The organism is Metasolibacillus sp. (assembly GCF_025291715.1).
Lineage (GTDB): Bacteria > Bacillota > Bacilli > Bacillales_A > Planococcaceae > Metasolibacillus > Metasolibacillus louembei.
On record NZ_JAMBIZ010000018.1, the window covers coordinates 21,449 to 41,050 of the forward strand.

Annotated in this window: 21 protein-coding genes and 1 pseudogene; 8 read left to right on the top strand and 14 right to left on the bottom strand. The window is 37.2% G+C overall.

The features are described from left to right. Window positions 1–5: 5 nt before the first annotated feature. From M3Z76_RS12140 to M3Z76_RS12155, 4 genes are read right to left on the bottom strand one after another with little or no spacing between them, the layout of a single operon-like run. Window positions 6–881 carry an ABC transporter permease gene (locus M3Z76_RS12140; protein WP_293927438.1) on the bottom strand — a complete coding sequence of 292 codons (876 nt, stop codon included), beginning with the start codon at window positions 879–881 and terminating at the stop codon, window positions 6–8. A gap of 4 nt (window positions 882–885) precedes the next feature. Beyond that, complete coding sequence (locus tag M3Z76_RS12145; RefSeq protein ID WP_293927436.1) at window positions 886–1,800, bottom strand: ABC transporter ATP-binding protein; 915 nt, start codon at window positions 1,798–1,800, stop codon at window positions 886–888. After that, complete coding sequence (locus M3Z76_RS12150; RefSeq protein WP_293927434.1) at window positions 1,797–2,213, bottom strand: DUF3021 domain-containing protein; 417 nt, start codon at window positions 2,211–2,213, stop codon at window positions 1,797–1,799. Before M3Z76_RS12150 ends, M3Z76_RS12145 begins: the two co-directional genes overlap by 4 nt. 4 nt (window positions 2,214–2,217) lie before the next feature. Then, window positions 2,218–2,673 carry a LytTR family DNA-binding domain-containing protein gene (locus M3Z76_RS12155; RefSeq protein ID WP_293927432.1) on the bottom strand — a complete coding sequence of 152 codons (456 nt, stop codon included), beginning with the start codon at window positions 2,671–2,673 and terminating at the stop codon, window positions 2,218–2,220. 213 nt (window positions 2,674–2,886) lie between these two features. Between M3Z76_RS12155 and M3Z76_RS12160 the strand changes: the two are divergent. Both M3Z76_RS12160 and M3Z76_RS12165 read left to right on the top strand, forming a co-directional pair. After that, window positions 2,887–3,324, top strand: a pseudogene (locus M3Z76_RS12160) (substrate-binding domain-containing protein); the annotation flags it as partial. Window positions 3,325–3,459: 135 nt separating this feature from the next. Further along, window positions 3,460–4,659: a M48 family metallopeptidase gene (locus M3Z76_RS12165; protein WP_293927429.1), complete on the top strand. Its 1,200-nt coding sequence runs from the start codon at window positions 3,460–3,462 to the stop codon at window positions 4,657–4,659. Between the two features lie 113 nt (window positions 4,660–4,772). Here the strand turns inward: M3Z76_RS12165 and M3Z76_RS12170 are convergent, their stop codons facing one another. Then, window positions 4,773–5,018, bottom strand: a complete 246-nt coding sequence (locus M3Z76_RS12170) for a hypothetical protein (RefSeq protein WP_293927427.1) — start codon at window positions 5,016–5,018, stop codon at window positions 4,773–4,775. 49 nt (window positions 5,019–5,067) lie between these two features. Continuing rightward, window positions 5,068–5,670, bottom strand: coding sequence for a class I SAM-dependent methyltransferase (locus tag M3Z76_RS12175; protein ID WP_293927424.1), 603 nt, complete (start codon window positions 5,668–5,670; stop codon window positions 5,068–5,070). Between the two features lie 94 nt (window positions 5,671–5,764). Here M3Z76_RS12175 and M3Z76_RS12180 point away from each other — a divergent pair, with 94 nt between their 5' ends. Beyond that, window positions 5,765–6,967, top strand: a complete 1,203-nt coding sequence (locus M3Z76_RS12180; RefSeq protein ID WP_293927421.1) for a multidrug effflux MFS transporter — start codon at window positions 5,765–5,767, stop codon at window positions 6,965–6,967. A gap of 10 nt (window positions 6,968–6,977) precedes the next feature. On the opposite strand, the gene M3Z76_RS12185 is transcribed toward M3Z76_RS12180, so the two are convergent. The 6 genes from M3Z76_RS12185 to M3Z76_RS12210 all read right to left on the bottom strand — a co-directional run bounded on the left by M3Z76_RS12185 (window position 6,978) and on the right by M3Z76_RS12210 (window position 13,749). Then, a complete protein-coding gene (locus M3Z76_RS12185; protein WP_293927419.1) occupies window positions 6,978–7,913 on the bottom strand; it encodes an alpha/beta hydrolase in 936 nt (311 codons plus the stop codon). A gap of 84 nt (window positions 7,914–7,997) precedes the next feature. Next, window positions 7,998–8,900: an aminoglycoside phosphotransferase family protein gene (locus tag M3Z76_RS12190; protein ID WP_293927416.1), complete on the bottom strand. Its 903-nt coding sequence runs from the start codon at window positions 8,898–8,900 to the stop codon at window positions 7,998–8,000. 491 nt (window positions 8,901–9,391) lie between these two features. After that, a complete protein-coding gene (locus M3Z76_RS12195) occupies window positions 9,392–10,234 on the bottom strand; it encodes a malate synthase (RefSeq protein WP_293927413.1) in 843 nt (280 codons plus the stop codon). A 341-nt stretch (window positions 10,235–10,575) separates the two neighbouring features. Then, entirely contained in the window at window positions 10,576–11,955 is a 1,380-nt protein-coding gene (rlmD, locus tag M3Z76_RS12200; RefSeq protein WP_293927411.1) for a 23S rRNA (uracil(1939)-C(5))-methyltransferase RlmD, read from the bottom strand. Window positions 11,956–12,018: 63 nt separating this feature from the next. Beyond that, window positions 12,019–12,759, bottom strand: a complete 741-nt coding sequence (locus tag M3Z76_RS12205; RefSeq protein ID WP_483310164.1) for a polysaccharide deacetylase family protein — start codon at window positions 12,757–12,759, stop codon at window positions 12,019–12,021. Window positions 12,760–12,858: 99 nt separating this feature from the next. Next, window positions 12,859–13,749, bottom strand: coding sequence for a TIGR01777 family oxidoreductase (locus tag M3Z76_RS12210; protein ID WP_293927407.1), 891 nt, complete (start codon window positions 13,747–13,749; stop codon window positions 12,859–12,861). Window positions 13,750–13,846: 97 nt separating this feature from the next. Between M3Z76_RS12210 and recX the strand changes: the two genes are divergently transcribed. From recX to M3Z76_RS12235, 5 genes are all read left to right on the top strand, one after another. Beyond that, complete coding sequence (gene recX / locus M3Z76_RS12215) at window positions 13,847–14,650, top strand: recombination regulator RecX (protein WP_293927403.1); 804 nt, start codon at window positions 13,847–13,849, stop codon at window positions 14,648–14,650. Next, window positions 14,650–14,976: a YfhH family protein gene (locus M3Z76_RS12220; protein ID WP_107840128.1), complete on the top strand. Its 327-nt coding sequence runs from the start codon at window positions 14,650–14,652 to the stop codon at window positions 14,974–14,976. The genes recX and M3Z76_RS12220 overlap by 1 nt, the downstream gene beginning before the upstream one ends. 1 nt (window position 14,977) lies before the next feature. Beyond that, complete coding sequence (locus M3Z76_RS12225) at window positions 14,978–15,247, top strand: YfhJ family protein (protein ID WP_293927400.1); 270 nt, start codon at window positions 14,978–14,980, stop codon at window positions 15,245–15,247. Window positions 15,248–15,331: 84 nt separating this feature from the next. Further along, entirely contained in the window at window positions 15,332–16,522 is a 1,191-nt protein-coding gene (locus M3Z76_RS12230) for a sensor domain-containing diguanylate cyclase (RefSeq protein WP_293927397.1), read from the top strand. Between the two features lie 206 nt (window positions 16,523–16,728). Then, entirely contained in the window at window positions 16,729–18,522 is a 1,794-nt protein-coding gene (locus M3Z76_RS12235) for a sensor domain-containing diguanylate cyclase (protein WP_293927394.1), read from the top strand. A 67-nt stretch (window positions 18,523–18,589) separates the two neighbouring features. Here M3Z76_RS12235 and M3Z76_RS12240 read toward each other — a convergent pair whose 3' ends face one another. Both M3Z76_RS12240 and M3Z76_RS12245 read right to left on the bottom strand, forming a co-directional pair. Beyond that, a complete protein-coding gene (locus M3Z76_RS12240; protein ID WP_293927391.1) occupies window positions 18,590–19,195 on the bottom strand; it encodes a kinase in 606 nt (201 codons plus the stop codon). A 3-nt stretch (window positions 19,196–19,198) separates the two neighbouring features. Beyond that, on the bottom strand, window positions 19,199–19,600 hold the full coding sequence (locus M3Z76_RS12245) for a hypothetical protein (protein WP_293927388.1): 402 nt from the start codon (window positions 19,598–19,600) through the stop codon (window positions 19,199–19,201). Between the last annotated feature and the right edge of the window lie 2 nt (window positions 19,601–19,602).

Here is a 19,602-nt window from a genome sequence, read left to right on the forward strand (position 1 = left end):
ATCACCTAGCGATGCTTGCGCTTAAAAATTGTGATAGATACAATGGCTAGTATAACAATCGTACATACAATAACGATATAGCTTGTCGCATGGCTTAATATAGTTCCATGAAGCTTATAGGATATACCATAAATCAATTTATATTGCTCAATAGCTTCAATTGGTGCATCTGCAAATACTGTAGCAATTGAATTTTCCATAAAGGCATTGCGTAATAGTAAGGTTGTATGGCTAACAGGGAAATACATAATACTATTTTGAGCAAAGCTAGGTAGTACACCAATTGGAATATAGACACCGCATAAAAAGCCAAGAAGTGTACCGACAATTGTGCTTAATGTGGAAAAGGAATTTTGCGTGTTGACTAAAAGTACAAAGAAAACATTCATAATACTCGCTAATAATACAGATAAAATTAATAGTCCTGCTACTTTCAAAAAAGAGGATACGCTTAACCACACACCACCTGTTGAAACGATAAATATTTCACAGATGATGAAAGCAATAAAGGTGAAGAGACAACCGATAATAAAGGCATTGAACACATAGCTCATTTGAATGGTAGCGCGTGAAACAGGCGCTGTTAAAAAATCGGCAGTAGCCTTTGATTCGATATCTTTTATAGCGATGCCAAATGCTGCTAATGTTGTTGATACAGCAATCATAGATAACAAGCCTGCGACAAACCATTCATTCACCATTGTAATTAGCTCAGGCGTAGCCTCTGCTGCTTGTTTCAGTGAGTCGATTTGTGTTTTTTGTAAAAATAATGCGTAAAGCCCGATGACAATAAGAACTGATAACAAGGAAAAGAAAACGGCTGTTTTATCACGTCTAAACACTTTATTATTGCGCTGGATTAAGCTGAGTAATGCGCCCATATATTTATACCTCCTGCTTTGTAATATGAATAAACACATCATCCATTGTGCCTTTGATTACTTCAAAAGAAGCGACAAGTGCTTCAGCCTGTTTTAATAAGGCTAATGCATGTAGTGTAGATTGTACTCGAATTGTAAAGATTCCCTGTTTTTCTGCATAGCTAATATTGTGTTCTTGAAGCCAATGTGCACCTTCAGTAAAGCTATGAAAAACAAGAGCTAATTGGTCATAGGCATATTTCGTTTTTAATTCATCGGGTGTACCTTCAGCCACAATTTCTCCTTGTTTGAGCACAACTACTTTATGAGCCATTGCAGCTTCCTCCATATAATGAGTTGTTAAAAATACCGTCATATTTGTTTCTTGCTGTAATTGTCTGATTGTTTGCCATACAAATTGTCGAGTTTGTGGGTCAAGACCAGTTGTTGGCTCATCTAAAAATAGCAGTGTAGGGCGATGAATAAGTGCCCTTGCAATATCCGCCCGTCTTTTTTGCCCACCAGACAATGTGCCATATTTTTGTTTTTCAATGTCACCTAAATTTAAATAAGTCGAGACAAATTGATAGTTTTCTGCTAGCTCCTGCTTCGATAAATTGTACATTTTGCCACGATGAATAATGTTTTCGTACACGGTTAAACGTTCATCTAATAAGCTTTGCTGAAAGACAACACCAATCGACTTACGAATTTCAGCATTGTGATCACTACTATCAAGCATATAGCCATTTATTTTAACTATGCCACTCGATTTTTTTAATAAAGTGCATAAAATTTCGATGGTTGTAGATTTACCTGCTCCGTTCGTACCAAGGAATGCGAAAAGAGTGCCTCGCTCCACTGAAAAGGAAATTCCCTTAATTGCTTCATATTTGCCATAGCTTTTATGCAAATTTTCTATTTGAATAATTTCTTTCATTTTGGTCGTCCCTTCCTTTTCTGAATTGCAGCATTAATCTGCTCAATATCCCTTTTTTCTAGCATATATAAAGTACTCCAAACAATAGTGTAAATAATAACTTCAGAGACAAAAACGTTTTTCATACCAAAATGCACAAACCAATCACCAAAGTGACCAGCCGTAAAGACGAATAATGTGACGCTTATGAAATGAATGATGAGCTGTGCAATAAATGGCAGACGCTCGGTATTAAAGAGCAGTGAAAGTGGTCCAATTGCAGCACCAAGGAGAGTAGCTATAATAATTTGATAACGTAGCTCAGCTCCTGAAATCGTAATATTTGCATCAGATAAAATGCTAATTGTGACTAAAATATAAGAGCTACTTAACGCAATAAGTATACCTATAATGATCATGCGAAAAATTCTCATGAAATCAATCCTTTCCAATACCAAGATGGTGTTTTAAATCTTTTAAATATTTGCGACTAACAGGAATACCTGTATCGTTTTCGAGTATTAATTGTGTTGCGCCGATTTTGCCCATTTGAATGGAGGAAATTTTATGGACATTGACAAGCGTGGATTTATTGACGCGAACAAAATCCTTTGCTAATTGCTCTTCAAGCTCATACAATTTACGCTTTGTTTCAAATTCCTGTTCATCTGTTTGCAAATAAACTTTTGCGTCCTCTGCATAAATTGAAAATATCTCTGTAATTTTGAGTAGGTGAATTTCTTGTTGTAAATAGCCATCAACTACGGTCTTTTGCGATGTTGATGAAGCTTGCAGTTGCTTCATCAATTGTTCAATTTGCTCATTATACGCTTTGGCATGTATATGAACCTCAGTTTCTTCTAAGTCACTGTTAATCGTTAATTGAATTTTCAAGCGGAGACCTCCTTATTACTTCATATCGAATTCGGTAATCTTACTGTAGCATAGAAAATTTGCAGAAAGTGTAAGTTTTAAATAAGTGGTTGAATTTATCGTGTAACATGTAGTTTTCAAAGGATGACAGGTTGCTGTTTGACAGCCATTTCAGTAAATGGAAAAATAAAAGGGAACTATGTATAATAATTTTCAGTTTGTACCCCTTTATCAGCAAAGCTCGAAACACCTGCCAATTTAAGACGTAAAGGCTATGAAACTGTAATGCAGGAGCATGGACGAACAGCGATTACATATGAAATAGCAAATGCACTGAATCGAGGTGAGCAACAAAAGGTCATTGCCCAGCTTTTTCAAGAGCATCCACAAGTTGATGGTATTTTTGCTAGTAATGATTTAATTGCAGCTACTGTAATAGCAGAGGCACAAAAGTATGGCAAGCATATTCCAAAAGATTTAAAAGTGATTGGCTATGATGGCACCGAAACCTGCCAAACATTATTGCCAAGCCTAACGACGATACGTCAGCCGATTGAATTAATTGCACAAAAGGCTGTGGAGGTTTTATTGAAGGAAATTGAAGGGGAATATGAACAAGAGGAAATGGATATTTGTTTACCTGTGCAATTAATCGAGGGAACAACGACATAAAGAAATGTGCAAAACTGTGTTCTAACTTTCATCATTTTACTTACACTGATTATAGGTAGAGATGAAGGGGGAATAGAGACAGTGAAAAAAATAAGCATAATAGCACTGTTGCTCTTTGGAGTATATGTGTTTTGTATGTATAGCTATATAATGAGCAATAGCAGTGTAATTCCACAAGCATTACAAGGAACAGCGGCAGATCCTGTGATGTTTATGTCTGGTAGGGAGCTTTACTTAAGTGAGGAATATTCAAAAATACGCAATTTTTTATTTTTTATTGCTACACCATTGGAATGGCTTCTTTACTTTTTAATACTTGTTATGGGGGTATCACGTTATTTTGAAAAGGTAGCAACAGCTCAATCGAAATGGCGATTAGTACAAAATGCAGGCTATTTATTTTTCCTGTCAGGCTTCCTGTATATTATATTGTTACCGTTCAATTATTATCGCTACTCACTTAGTAAAAGCTATGGGATTAGTACACAAACATTGTCATCATGGCTACGGGATGGTTTGGTTGATTTTGCTGTCAGCTTTGTGACGATGTTTATTATTATAACGGTGTTATATTGGCTAATCCGTAAAAGTGCAAAGCGTTGGTGGCTGTATGCTTGGTTATTGACGATTCCAATGACGCTTTTTGCGACGTTTATTCAGCCTGTAGTTATTGCGCCATTATACAATGATTTTTACCCGTTGCAAAATAAGGAGCTAGAGACGAAAATTTTAGAGTTTGCTGGACAGGCACATATACCAGCTACACATGTCTATGAAGTCAATATGGCAGAGAAAACGAATGCTTTAAATGCCTATGTGACGGGCATTGGCAGTAACGCTAGAATTGTGCTATGGGACACAACCTTGAATCGTTTATCGGAGGATGAAGTGCTATTTATTATGGCACACGAGATGGGACATTATGTGGAAAAACATATTTATTGGGGCATAGCGAGTTATTTAGCCTTAGCATTTGTAGGCTTTTGGCTAACAGCGAAAGCGATGTCATGGCTGATTGCGCGCTATGGGCGGTTGTTACACATTGATAAAGTAAGTGATATTCGCTCATTCCCACTTTTTTTACTAATCCTATCGATGTTGCTATTTCTGTCGAGCCCATTATCAAATTATGTGTCAAGATATCAGGAGACAAGAGCAGATGATTATGCTATTGCTCTCACAAAGGATAAGCAAGCAGCCGTGTCTGCCTTTCAAAAGTTGACAATTGCTGGTTTGAGTGAGGTCAATCCACCGACACTTGTGAAATGGTTCCGCTATACACATCCAACAATGCTAGAAAGAATTCAAAAAGTAGATGAAGAAGAGTCTAAATGATTTCAACTTGATTCAGTGGGTGTCCAATCATCCGCTGAATCAAGTTCGAACAATACAGGGTGTTAAATTCACTAAATTATCGAAGGAATCGAATTGATTTTTTATACTTTGAATTAAAGTGCCATTTTTCGAGAAAACAGCTTGGTAGTGCCATATGCAACAGCTGCTGCAATCACTGCAACGATTGTAGCAGCTACATAATTTGGCTCTGCTGTTACAATCACAGCCTCTGTTCCAACTGCAACCGTTGTTGGATCAAATGTTGGTGTGTAGAACAATGTAAGTAGGATGCCTGAGCTGATTTGTATAATAAAGTAGGCAGCTATGAACACACCGATATATAACATAAATTTCTTCAAATGAATCCCTCCTTCTTATTCCATACGAATGAAAAAGAGTAAATTTTCGTCATTTTTTACAATCCATTATAAACATTGAAGCGTCCTGTGCCATAAATATTTTTTCACCATGGTAAAAGGTTTCAGAGTGGCAATGGTGATAGCCGACTTTTGTTAAGAGGGAAGCTAATTCCTTTTGCTCAAAGCCGTTGTGAACCATGTCTGATACGACTTTTTCATTTTTATCAAAATCGACAATGAGGAGGTGCCCACCTTCATTTAACATGTCATAAAGCTTTGACAATACAAATTCCGTATTCTCAATATGCAGCAATACTTGTGCCATAAAAATATAGTCAGCACGTAGGTTGTTTGTGCTTACATTTTCAATATCAATACAGTGGGTAGAGGCATTTTGAAGATTGACTTTTTCAATTTTCTTCTGTATTTCATCTACCATATTTTGCGCGGCATCCACAAAAAGCACAGATTGAAAATCATTGAGTAACTGCATACCAACAAGTCCTGTACCACAGCCAAAATCAATAGCTGTTTTATTTGTAGCATCCACTAACTGCTCACGAATTGCATTGGCCGCTATTCGTGCAATAGTCATTCTTTCATCGGTATCATAGCTACCAGCTATTCTTTCAAAAATATCGAGGTTTCCCATTGGATAAGCTCCTTTACTGAAAAAATTATGTTATTGTAGTCAAGAGAGTTTCGTGTTACTAGTATAATTCAAATGCTCTCTGGAATGGGAAGGATTGAATCGATTGAATACACAGTCTGAAAAAATACATAGTAAGAAGTTATGGTTTGTATTGATTTTAGGGTCACTGACCGCATTTGGTCCACTGTCACTCGATATGTATTTACCTGCATTGCCATTAGTTGCAACAGATTTAGCAACGTCAGCATCGCTTGTGCAAATGAGCCTTACCGCCTGTTTATTAGGGCTAGCACTTGGACAATTGCTTTTCGGACCATTAAGCGATATTTATGGTCGACGACGCCCGTTACTTTTTACATTGCTTGTCTATGCATTCGCCTCTTTATTATGCGCATTTAGCACATCAATATGGATATTTATTGTATTGCGCTTTATTCAAGGATTTGCAGGAGCAGCAGGGATAGTGATTGCACGAGCCTCGGCAAGGGATATGTATTCAGGTAAAGAGCTAACGAAATTTGTGGCACTGCTATCATTAGTGAATGGAGCAGCACCAATATTAGCACCTATTTTTGGTGGCGCTGTGTTACGCTTTGTCGCATGGCCTGCTGTCTTCATTATTTTAAGTGTCATAGGTGTTGTGATGTTTTTAGCAGTTGCCTTTACATTGACAGAAACATTACCGAAAGAGAGGCGGGCAGAGGGTGGAATGCTTGCAACTGTTAAAACATTTCATCTGCTGTTAAAGGACCGTGTTTTCATGGGAATTGCACTATCACAGGCACTAATTTCCATGAGTATGTTTGCCTATATCGCAGGCTCTCCTTTCGTATTGCAAAATATTTACGGTGCAACACCACAGCAGTTTTCCTTTATTTTTGCCGCAAATGGTATTGGAATTATCATCGCAGCACAAGTAACAGGAAGACTAGCTAATCGTATGGAGGAAAAGAAGTTGCTGCTTTATGGCATTATGATGTCATTTAGCGGAGCATTGTTATTGCTGTTAACGATTTTGCTGCAAGGTCCGATTTGGCTTGTATTAATCGCTTTATTTTTTGTCGTTTCGAGCGTCGGTGTCGTCGGGACAACCGCATTTTCGTTATCGATGGAAAGGCAAGGAAGGGCAGCAGGAAGTGCCTCTGCTTTTTTAGGTATTTTGCCATTTGGTGGTGGGGCGCTCGTTTCACCATTAGTCGGTATTGCTGGTGATTTCACAGCCGTTCCGATGGGAATTACGATATTTGCCTGCAGCTCGTTAGCCGTAATTATTTATAGTTTGATTGCCGAAAGCTGAAGGATGTCCTTCAGCTTTCTTCATTTTCGATGAATTGCTGGATTGCTTTTATCACGATATGAGGGTTTTCCAAATGAATTGAATGCTGGCAGCTTGTTTGAATTTGCGTTGTTTTTGCAGTGAGCTGACTTAATAAGCTTTGATGCTCTACCCATGTTGAATCTGTATTATTAGAAGATAAAACAATAATAGGTAAATCAGCCTTTAAAGCTGGAGCAGTTACAACTTGCATCGCGGATAGCTTACTATATAAAAATTCATTGTAGGCGGCCTCATAACATTTTGGGTGATAGCCTAAATATTGAACATATTTTTGATAGGGCCCTGGCAAATGCTTTCTACCGACAGGCTGCTTTAGTAGCTTTGGCAGGCCAATGCCTGAAGTTAAATAACCCAATCGAAATAGCTTTAAGCTTTTGCTATGCGCATTTTTACGCACAGCATCCCATTCACTGCTTAAATATCTTTTTTCGTGTACTGCATCAATTAAAATTAGTGCAGCTACTTGTTCAGGATATTTACTTGCGAATAGCCGCATATTTAAGCCACCGAAGGAATGACCAACTAAAATATAAGGTGGCTTTAGCTGTGATTTTTTTAAAATATGTACTAAATCACTGACAACATCCTCACTTGTATAGGGCATATTTGCTGGAGAGCTCCAGCCATAGCCAGCTCGATCGAATGAAAGCACACATGCAAATTTGGCTATTTGCGGCTGAATATAATGCCAATCTATGGAGCAACAGCTTAATCCAGCATCTAATATGATGGTATAATCGCTGCTTTTTTCATCAGAAACAATTGCGTGAATGAATCGTTCTCCAATAGAAATCCTTTGACCAATTTCCTTTACATGTCTTTTCTTATTCATATACGTATTCGTGATTGTGAAAGGGAAACCGATAATGTCAATTGCTTGTTTAGCCAATTTATCAAATTTCAAACATACCAACTCCTACTATTCTAACTAAAAATATGCAATATATGACGCTTATATTTAAGAAAAGGTTGTTAGAAAGAAGGGAAGTTATCTATTTATTTTTTCTAAATACCATATTGGCACAGGATTATTCATATGATTAAACCACGACAGCACATTTTTTGCTTGCTTTTTCATGGTTATTACTTCCTTCTCACCAAAAGGAATCGCCCAGTAGATAGAGGAAAGCATATTGCTTGAAATATAAAATGCTAGCAGTTTGAAAAATTCAATCGGTGGTTTGCCATCAAAGTAGCCATTGAGCTGACCTGTCGCAAAATGAGGACTAGCTTCCGCACTCCACACAATGCGATTAAATTCCTCCCATGGATCACCAAAATCATAGCGATTGAAATCGATGATTGATAAAGTGTTATGAGGCGAAATTATCATATTCCCAACATGATAATCTCCATGATGAAGACACTGGGGTCTGTCAGATAGCAAGTAGCGATTATTTTCGATATAATGCATGATTTGTTCATCACCATCTAATTTAATAGGGCACGCCTTATATTTTTCAATTTTATAATTTGTTTTGCGATTGAAGCGGATTTCCCAATCTTCTTGATTTAGCGGGGCAGAAATGGAATGAATAAGCTTGAGCATCTGTCCAGAGCTTACACCAAGCTCGTACTGCTCGATTTCGGTTAACTGTGACAAAACATCTCCAGCATCCTGTCCCTCACACCAAGTAAAAAGTGAATAAACACTTTCACCATTATGACAAATGCCAAAATCAAGTGGCTGTGACATTGTGACACCTAATGCTGCAACTTGTTTCATTATCTCAAATTCAGCTTTTTTCTTGTCGTATTCGGAAATACTCGCAATACGCAGCAATCTTTTTTCATTGTCAGTTGTTTCAATATAATATTTTTGGTCAGTTGACCAGCCTTTGTTGATGAGCTCAATTTTTGTGAATGTGTTGTAGTCTTTGATGGATTGCATGTGACACCTGCTCTTTCATAGAGGTTATTTTGATAAGAAGAATATTTTATGGTGAAATGTAGAGATTTTGTCAGTAAATCAATTTTACTCGTTGCTTAATTTTTGTCAAATAAGCAAATGTTATTAACAGCAGTATAGTACGTAGTCACATATGAAAAAACAGCCATCTATTCTGGAATATTTCAAAATAGGTCGCTGTTTGTTGTACTTGCTAGTTAAGCTGCGTTTATTTTATATTAGATTTATTTAAATCTGTAATGCATTTTTGAGGTATAATTTTAAGGCTCCTATTTGCCCTTCTGTAACATTTATGATAAAAGTGGCAATTATACTAAGCTGCTGCTTTGGAGAAAATTCTCCTGTGTCTACTTCTTTTTTAGTTATGTTAAAATTTTGTACGATGAATAGAAACAAAAAGATGCAATCTGTAATAACAGAATGCACCTTTTCATATTCTATAGGGTTTAGCATTATGTTAGCAATAAAGCCCTTTACAAACGATTAAGTATTGGCAGCTCTTCTTTTGAAATCTGATTCATTTTACAAAAATGTTGAAGAAACTGTTGTGCTAGCTCTTGTTCCTTTGGATCACTTTTTAATGAAACGATTTCAAATAAAATTTGAGCCATCCATAAATTATCAAAATAACGGTATTTGCCTGTGTTCCATGACATTTTTTTTGGAGACTTTTCAGCTACATAATATCCCCATGAGAGCAACTGGTCAGATTCTTGTTCTGTCAGTTGGAGTCTGTATTTTGAATGCGCTGGAACAGTGCCATCTTCACAAAGCTTACCAAAGAAATCTTCTTTTACCATATAGACACCTAAAATACGTCTATCTTTTTCGGGCATTTTGGCATCTAGCGCTGTTAGCAAAACAGCACTATTTTGATGTAAACGGCTTGGCTTGTTTGGTTTCCCTTTATTGTTTCCACTTTTAATGACACCGGAAAAAACTTTCCACTCTAAAAAGGCGTTGTGCTGCTCTTCAGTGTCGCACCAAAAAACCATTTGTGATTCCAAATGAAGCTTATGGGATTTCATGAGCTTTTCCTGTTCTAAGCGAAGCTCTTGATTTTTTCGTTGTAATTTGAGTTCTTCTTCTTTTTTCCACTCATCCTCCCTTTGTTTCATTTCTCTCGTTTCTATAATTTTATGGAGTAAATTAGCATCAGCTTGATCATGTAACTTTAAATGCTTGTCAAATGCATCTGGGAAAATAAATTTTTTATTTTCTGATGCGAAATGTATTTCAACGCTTGAATCATTGTGTTTAATGACACTCCCAGTGCCAAAAAGTTTGTGTGTAACTTTCTTATTAATTAGATTCATTATTCTAGCCCTCCTTGTGTATTTGAGTTCTTCCTTTCGTTCAAAAAGATATTAAAAAAACGTATTCAAATTCTATCTGTAAAAAGGGTCAGCAGAATTCAAATACGTTTCAAAAAATCATTCTAAAACTATTATAACATTTATTAATGGATTTACAAATTTATTATTGACAAAATATTTGGAGGAGAGGTAAAATGAAATTTTATTCTTTGTATAGTTTTGAATTAGCTATGAAGTAAAGGTTTAATATCAGCATTTTAAAAGCTTAATTAAATGAAAAAATACATAATTTTCACACTCACTGAGTAGATGATTTGTAGAGAAGGGCAACTAACAATTTGTTAGTTGCCTCTTTTTAAAATAAGCTGTACAACAACCTCCACATGCGCAGTCTGCGGAAACATATCAACAGGCTGCAAATACGCCACATCATAAATCTTAGATAACTGTTGCAAATCTTTCGCCAATGTTGATGGGTTGCAAGATGTATACACAAGACGTTTTGGTTTGATTTTTAAAACGGATTCGATAAATTTTCTATCTAAGCCTGTGCGTGGTGGGTCTACTGTAATGACGTCAGGTATAAATTTTTCACGATGCCAACGGGCAAGTAAGTCCTCAGCTTTGCCTGTATAGTAGCGGGCATTTTGGAAGCCATGATTGCGAGCATTGTTTTTTGCGTCCCCAACACTTTCAGGCACAACGTCCATCCCACGTACTTCCTTTGCATCACGCGCTAACCATAAACCGATTGTGCCAACACCACAGTAAGCATCAACAACGGCTTCCTTGCCTGTTAGTGCCGCCGCTTTTTTGATTTCATTATATAAATGCACCGTTTGCTCAGGGTTGAGCTGGAAAAACGCACGTGAAGATAAATCGAATGCAAGCTCACCAAGCTCTTCATGAATCGTTTCTTTGCCATCTAAGACAATTGTTTCATCACCGAAAATAAGCGATGTTTTCTCACGATTAATATTTTGCGTAATCGACACGATGGCAGGGTCAATTTTTTTTATGCGCTCAATTAATTGTGCTTGATGCGGCAATTCATTGCGTGTTGTTACTAAGCATATTTGTGTTTCACCTGTACGGATGCCTGTACGTACAACGATTGTACGCACTAAGCCATTTAATGTTTTACCATCGTAAATTGTAATGTTCAGCTTTTGTAAAATTTTACGTGTAGCAACTGTAATTTTTGATGTGACAGGGTGCTGTACTAAGCAATCGTTAATATTTAAAAGTCTGTTTGAGCCTTCTGCAAATAGTCCTGCATAGACACGCTTGCCTTCCTTGCGTACTTGAAATTGGCTTTTGTTGCGGTAATGCCACGGGTTGTCCATACCGAGTGTTGGACGAACTTCAGCGTTTGCTGCGATTTCTGGCACATATTTTTCTAAGGCTTGGATAACGATATCGCGCTTATTTTTTAGCTGTGCCTCATATGTCATATGTTGAAGCTGGCAGCCGCCGCATTCATCATAAACAGGGCATGGGGCTTCTTGTCGATCTGCACTTGCTTTACGGATAGCTAAAATTTCAGCCTCGGCGAAATTGCGCTGTAGCTTTGTTATTTTTACGGTTACTTCTTCTCCAGGTAGAGCACCTTTTACGAAAACGACATTGCGCTTAAAAAAGCCCACACCTTCACCATTAATGCCAAGTCGCTTAATTGTTAAAGGGAATTTTTGCCCAAGTGCCATTGTTGGTTGATTCATTTTTTCACGTCCTTATACAAGTTCATCCCACCATTATAGCGCATGGTAGGATGAAAAAAAAGATTAAGGTAGTGTGATACCTTCATATTCGAGAACGAGGTCATCTAATGATTTAAATGTATAGCCTTGTTTCTTAGCATCTTGAATAAATTTTGGCAGTGCCTCTGCATTATCCTGTGCAACCGTATGCATTAAAATAACTGCACCTGGGTGAAGCTGCTGCATCAAGGCATCGTAGGCATATTTGTAGCCACGACGTTCATCTTTCAGCCAATCTTTAAAGGCAACAGACCAGAAAATATGGCGATAACCGTTATCATTTCCGACTTTTAAAAGTCGTTCATTAAATACTCCCTCAGGTGGTCGAGCATAATAAGTACGTTCAATCCCTGTGAGCTCCTTCAGTTTGTTATCGAATCGTTGCCATTCATTTACCATTTCGCTGTCGGACAGTCGTGCCATATTTGGATGGTCATAAGAGTGATTACCAATTGTATGGCCATCTGCTACCATACGCTTTACTAAATCCGTTGCGCTTGTTAAGTAATGTCCTGTTAAAAAAAATGTTGCAGGGACATTTTCTGCCGCTAATGTGTCTAAAATACTTTCAGTGAAACCATTTTCGTAGCCGTTATCGAAGCTTAAATAAGCAATTTTTTCATCAGGCTTTCCTTTATAAATGGCTCCATATTTGCTAAGCAGTGTATCAAGCTCAGCGCCAGCCTGTGCGGGCTCGTTGTTAGTGGAACGTTTAAAGCCCCAATGATACTCAGCAGCTTGGGCAGTTGAATGGGATGTGAGCATAAATGTACCAAGTACTGTACAAATCAATAGTATGCCTAGAAAATGATGCTTCCACATAGTTGTGCAAATCCTCCTTTTTTGAGTAGGTTGCACAAAAACTTAAGACTTATACAAATCACGTAATGCTTCTTCAAGTGTAGGGAATTGGAAAGTAAATCCTGCTGCAAGCAGCTTTTCTGGTACGACATGCTGACCTTCTAAAACGAGCACGCTTTTTTCGCCAAGTGCTAGCTGAAGTGCAAAGTTTGGGACAGGTAGCCAATGTGGCTTGTTTAATACACGACTTACTGTTTTACCAAAGCTTTTCATGCGTTCAGCATGCGGTGCAGCAAAATTAATTGCGCCTTCTAGTGAAGGTGTTTCAATGGCATATAAAATTGCACGTGCTACATCATGTATGTGAATCCAGGATAACCATTGCTTGCCAGAGCCAACCGTTCCGCCCACAAACATTTTGTAAGGGAGAGCGATAAGCGGTAGTGCACCAGCTTCTGTATCTAATATGACACCGAAGCGAGCTAAGCATGTACGAATGCCTAATTCTTTCGCACGTAATGCTTTTTGCTCCCAATCAGCTACTGTTTTTCCTAAAAAGTCATTTGCACGTTGTGTTGATGTTTCATTATATGTAGCGGTTGTAGAAATCGGATAAATGCCAACAGCACTCGCATTAACGATAACCCGTGGTGGAGTGCTAAGCTGTGTCACAATGCGTAGCATTTCCTCAGTAGCCGTCATACGACTATTGTAAATTGCCTCTTTTTGCTCAGGTGTCCAACGCCCATCATTTAATGAAACGCCAGCTAAATTAACGAATGCGTCAATACCATCAAGTTGTTCGAGTGGCAATGTGCCATGTAACCATTGTACATAACGTGCATTTTGTGGCTGTCCACGTGTTAAAATAATCGGTTCATGCCCTTGCTCTCGCAATAAATCTGTGAGTGCACATCCAACTAAGCCTGTGCCACCTGCAATTGCAATTTTCATTGTTATCGCCTCCTCTTCATCGTTAATATAGTATTCGTGAAAGCATGCCAAAAAACCTGTATACTAAAAGTAATTTGTATAAGAAAAGGAGGAAGGCATGTTTGTTATTACGAAAATTGGGCGTCAAAAAAACAATCCAGAGCGTTATAATATTTATTTAAATGAAGAATATGCCTTTGCTGTAGACGAAGGAACGCTCATTCAATTTGGATTGACGAAAGGCAAAGCGCTTGAGCAATTTGATATAGATGAAATTACGTATGAGGATGAAATTGCTAAAGCATTTAACAAAGCATTGCATTTTTTAAGCTTCCAAATGCGCAGTGAATATGAGGTAAGAAAAAAGCTGTTGGATGCAGGGCATGGCGAGGCTGTCGTTTTAGAGGCAGTTCGTAAGCTAGAGCGCTTAGGCTTTTTAAATGATGCAACATATTCAAAGGCTTTACTTGAAACGAAAAAGAGGACAGCAAGCAAAGGGCCGCGTGCGATTAAGCAGGATTTAATGAAAAAGGGCATAGATAAAAATTTGCAGGAGCAAGTTTTGCGAACATTTACGCATGAGGAGCAGGTGCAAATTGCCTTGCAGCTAGCAGAAAAGGAAGTACGTGGCGGCAAAGGGCGAACACCCTCACAAATTAAACAAAAAATTCAAGATGTACTTGTGCGCAAAGGATATTCGTTTACAATTGTACAAGAAGTGCTTGATCAAATGACGATTGAGCGACAGGATGATGAATGGCAAAATTTAATTGAAGTGCAAGGCGATAAAATTTGGCGTAAATATGCGGCAAAGCATACTGGTCGCGAGCTACATATGAAAGTGAAGCAGGCACTTTATCAAAAGGGCTTTCCAGTTGAAGTCATTAATAGCTATATTAATTATAAGGAGTCTGAGGAATAATGGAAAAAAACTATGCAGCAATGACAGAGCAGGAGCTGCGAACAGAAATTGCGACACTAAGAGAAAAGGCTCGTAAGGCAGAGCAGCTCGGTATTATGAATGAGTTTGCAGTATATGATCGAAAAGCGATTATGGCTGCCTCTTATTTAGTTGATTTAGATAAAATTGTACTCGGTGAAATGTATCGCATTGATGGTGCACCAGGGGAGTTTTTTAAAGTAGATCGCTTGAAGGGACGCTTTGCCTGGGGGCATCGTTTAGGAAGCGAGCGTTATGAGGAAGCGATACCTGTCGCAATGTTATTACCAATGAAGGTGGGGAAATAATATGGAGCAGCATATCGAAAAATTAACGGAGCAATTGCTAGAAAAAAATCCAGCCTTGTCAAAGGGACGTGCACGTACTTGGGTTGAATTGCTATGGAGCGATTTTGAAGCAACTTCTGCCAAAGCTGGCTATGCGTTTCGTGGAGCGGATTATACAGCAAACCTTGTGAAGCAATTGATTGATAGCTACGGTGATAAGCTACATGAGTTTGCAGCTAAAAATCCAAAGTACGCACATTTATTAAATAATAGTGACGATATCGTACAATAAAGAGATAAATAACCAGTTGAGAATAAACATAGCTTCTCAACTGGTTATTTTTTTAGCAATTGAGGTAAATGCTCTTTTTCACAAATGGCAGCGTCACCTATTAAAGAAAGATCTTACACAGCAACATATTTGAACTATGCAGCAGGCATTTTTTATGGTTTTTTGCTTGCTATAGCTATTTATCATTTATTGCTGTATTTTTCACTGAAGGAAAAAGTGTATTTATATTATGTGTTATTTATAGCATGCTTTATGCTTTATCAAGCAAGACAGTTAGAAATATTTATCTACCTTTTCTTTATATTTCAAGTGCTATTTGCTATTCAGCTTCTTGCATTACAAAAGCATGCAACGCATTTCTATCGCTTAGCTAAAGGGCTAATAGTCGTTATAGTATTGACATTTTTATTGTCAAATATGATAAGAATACATGATGCTATAGCTATTGTACCCATTCTGTTTTTATTGTTAAGCGGTGTAGTTATTTTGCTGAAAAATCAGCTAGTAGCTCGTTTTTATGTAGCAGGGTATAGCGTTGTAGTTATTATTCAGCTATTTTGGGGATATGAGGCATTCATGATAGGTTTTCCTTTGCTTGCATTATTTTTGGCTTTCGCTTTAGGGGAAAGGATAAATTTCAGAAAAAGAGATTATCAAAAAATACAATATATGTTGAGTGAAGAGATAGAAGGGATTGTTCAACAGCGAACTGAGCAATTAGAAAAAAAGAAGCGGGAACTAGAAAAGCTAGCGAATACAGACCGTTTGACACAAATATCAAATCGCGTACAAATAGAGAAATTATTGGAGGGGAATTTTCAGCTTGCACAGCAACAACATATTCCGTTTTCGATTATTTTGCTAGATATTGATGATTTCAAGGCTGTCAATGATGAATTTGGTCATCAGGTTGGCGATATAACGCTTAAGGAAGTAGCAAAAATTTTGAGAAATGCGATGACAGGGCAAAATACAGTTGACAGATGGGGTGGAGAGGAATTTTTAATATTATGTCCTCAAACAACATTGAGTGAAGCCGTTATCATAGCTGAGAGGCTGAGGGAGCAATTGGCTAGCTATTCATTTCCTGTTGTTAAACAAAAGACAGGGAGCTTTGGGGTAGCAAGCTATATGGAGGGCGATAGTCTCGATTCATTATTATTAAGGTCTGATAAAGCATTATACCAAGCTAAAAAATGTGGGCGAAACTGTGTAGAATTCATCATGATTCAAAGGGAGCCTGCCACCTTCACAGGTAGTGGGAGAAATGTTTAAATTACATTTTCCAAACATCTGTTGAGAGATGGGAGCCGTCATGTGATGGACCTACATCATGTTGTTCAATTGCAAATTGCGAAGGGGAGACCTATGCAGCCAGTTAACTTTGAGTGAAACATATAAAAATTTAATTTGTTGATTAATTCAATATAGAATATACTTATGAGAAATTTAAAGGTGCTTAGATAGGAGGGAGAACACTGTTGACATATATAATGGCAAGAAAAAATAAATTGCTGCTTTTTGGGATTATTTTTATTATTGCATATATGCAGCTCCCTGCTTTATCTGCCTCTGCTACAGAGAGGTCAGAAAAAATAATTTTAGGAAAGTACTATGATATTTTAAGAGATAAATCTAATAGTATTACAATAGAAGAAATTATAAGTGGCAGGCATGATAAGGAATTTGAGCAGAGTGAATACGAGTATCTATTATTTTGGCATACGACAGATACAATCTGGTTAAAACTCTCAGTGCAAGATTTATTATTAGATAAGCAAGAATATTGGATTGAAGCAATTGATAAATTGGATAGTATTGAAATGTTTGTAGTACAGCAGGATGGCTCGTATACAAAACAGCAAAGAGGTTTATCCCATATTGATCAACAAAATATACCGCATCGCTCTAATTTATTTCAAGTTTATGCGCCTAATATTACTGAAATATATTTTAAGCTAGATGGTACGCAATTATTACCACTTAGCATGGTTTCATTTCTTTATACGGCAGATGATTTTACAAAAAGCGCAATGGATTATAAGTTTTTCATAGGCATTTTTTATGGCTTTTTACTAGCATTGCTTATTTATAATTTGTTTTTATATTTTTCCTTTAAGGAAAAGGCTTATTTATATTATGTGCTATATATCACTAGCTTTATCTTTTATCAAGCAACGATGAATTCGCTAGATGTAGAGATTTTTGGGCACATTTTACCGAAGTGGCTGTTGGCAAAAACATTAACGATAGCTGCTTATGCGCTTCTTGTTTTCATGCTGTTATTTTCAATCGAGTTTTTGGAATTGAAAAAATATGTGCCCAGCAGCTACAAAATGGCAAAAGTATTTTTAGTTATTGCCCTACTGTCATTTGTTGCTATATTTGTTGTACCGAGTGCAAGCATTATAAATAATTTTACGCTTATTTATATGCTCATTATTTTAATATTTTTGTGGGGAGTCAGCTTGTGCGTTTTACGCAAAGGGCAGAAAATGGCGCGCTTTTATATTGTTGGTTGGACGGTGCTGTTAGGCACGATAATTGTACAAGCATTAAGCTTTTTAACAATACTGCCATTCCATCCTTATTTTTTTGAACATGTGCCTGCATTAGGCGCCATGTTTGAGGCTACATTTTTATCGCTAGCATTAGGTGATAAAATTAATTTAATTAAAAAAGAGCATCAAGAAATACAAAATGTTTTGAATGAGACGTTGGAGCACAAAGTTAGGCAGCGTACACAACAATTAGAAAAGGCGAAGCAAGAGCTTGAACAGCTGGCAAACACAGATAGGTTGACGCAAATCTCAAATCGCGTTAAATTGGATAGCGTTTTAGAGAAATATTTTGCAACAGCAAAACAATCTGATGAGCCATTTTCAATTATTTTATTAGATATCGATAATTTTAAAGAAGTGAACGATACCTATGGCCATCAAGTAGGGGATCAAGTGCTAATAGAATTTGCTCAAGTATTGAAAAATGCGATACGTGAGCAAGATATCGTCGGTAGATGGGGGGGAGAGGAGTTTTTAATTATTTGTCCTCACACAAGCCTGCATGATACATTGCAATTAGCGGAAGTGTTGAGAGTACAAGTGGCCAATTCTACTTTCTCTATCACAGAGCAAAGAACGAGCAGCTTTGGTGTCGCAAGCTATGTGCAAGGCGATACACTAAATACTTTATTAACGAGAGCCGATAATGCATTGTACAAAGCAAAGGAGCACGGAAAAAATCGAGTTGAATATATAGCGGCTAGTCGGAGTTAACAGCTCTCCAGTTGATTGAATTCATTATCCCTCATGAGTAGGTTTGCGTCATGAGGGATATATTCATTTAATTTCCTGAGTATATGCTATGTGCAAGCTTTAAAGGGTTATGCTCTTTTAAATAGTGTTCTTCTGCTGGCCAGTATCTATTTTTATACGTGTTCAATCGCTGTTCTAAATCCCCCAAATATTTATCACGCTGTAATGCACGCTCATGCCTTATTTCTTTTGCACAGTTTAAAAAAATGATGTAATCATAAAACCTTCTCCATTCCTCACGCAATAAAAATATGCCTTCAATAATCACGATGCAATGAGGGGGGATAGGAATGGCTTTATTTATTGAGCTATCTGTTTCTCTGTTGTAAAAAGGTAACCATAATTGTCTGTCATTAGCATGCAGCTTTTTGAATAAATTTTCCTTCAAATAGTTGATATCCCATTGGAGCTGATAGTATTCATACCATTCAGCATGCTGTGTGTGATAGCGCAGCTTTCTTTCCACAATATGATCATCAATATGAATAATGACCACATCTTTTTCCTTTTCAAATTGCTGTACAATTGTCGTTTTACCAGAGCCACTTAATCCATCAATTGCCACAATAAAAGGTCTATCAAGAGAATGTTTTTTATAAGCCTCTTTCATATTTTGCATTATTGAGTGATTCATACCTTATGTTGTGACCTCCTTTTCCTTCAATATAAAGATAACATAAAAATGAGGACAGAGAAAAAGGACTGTAGGTATAATTTCTATACATACAATCCTTTCATTTGATTTAGGAGCAACAAGAGTATCAGTCCAAGCCTCTGATGAAATTGCTTTTTCATGTCGTCCATATAAGAAATAATAGAAAATACATGCTGCAATAATAACGAATACCATAGAGAGGAAAATGTTGCTATAGCCGATTACTAGTACAAAGAACCCTAAAATAAATGGTCCAACGCCTAGCCCGGTATCATATAAAATAAAGTAAGTCGATGTGGCAAGACCTAAGCGCTCATGGGGATATACTTCCTTGTATAAAATGTCAATAGGAAAAGGCTGTGTAGAAAGTGATACTCTACTCACTT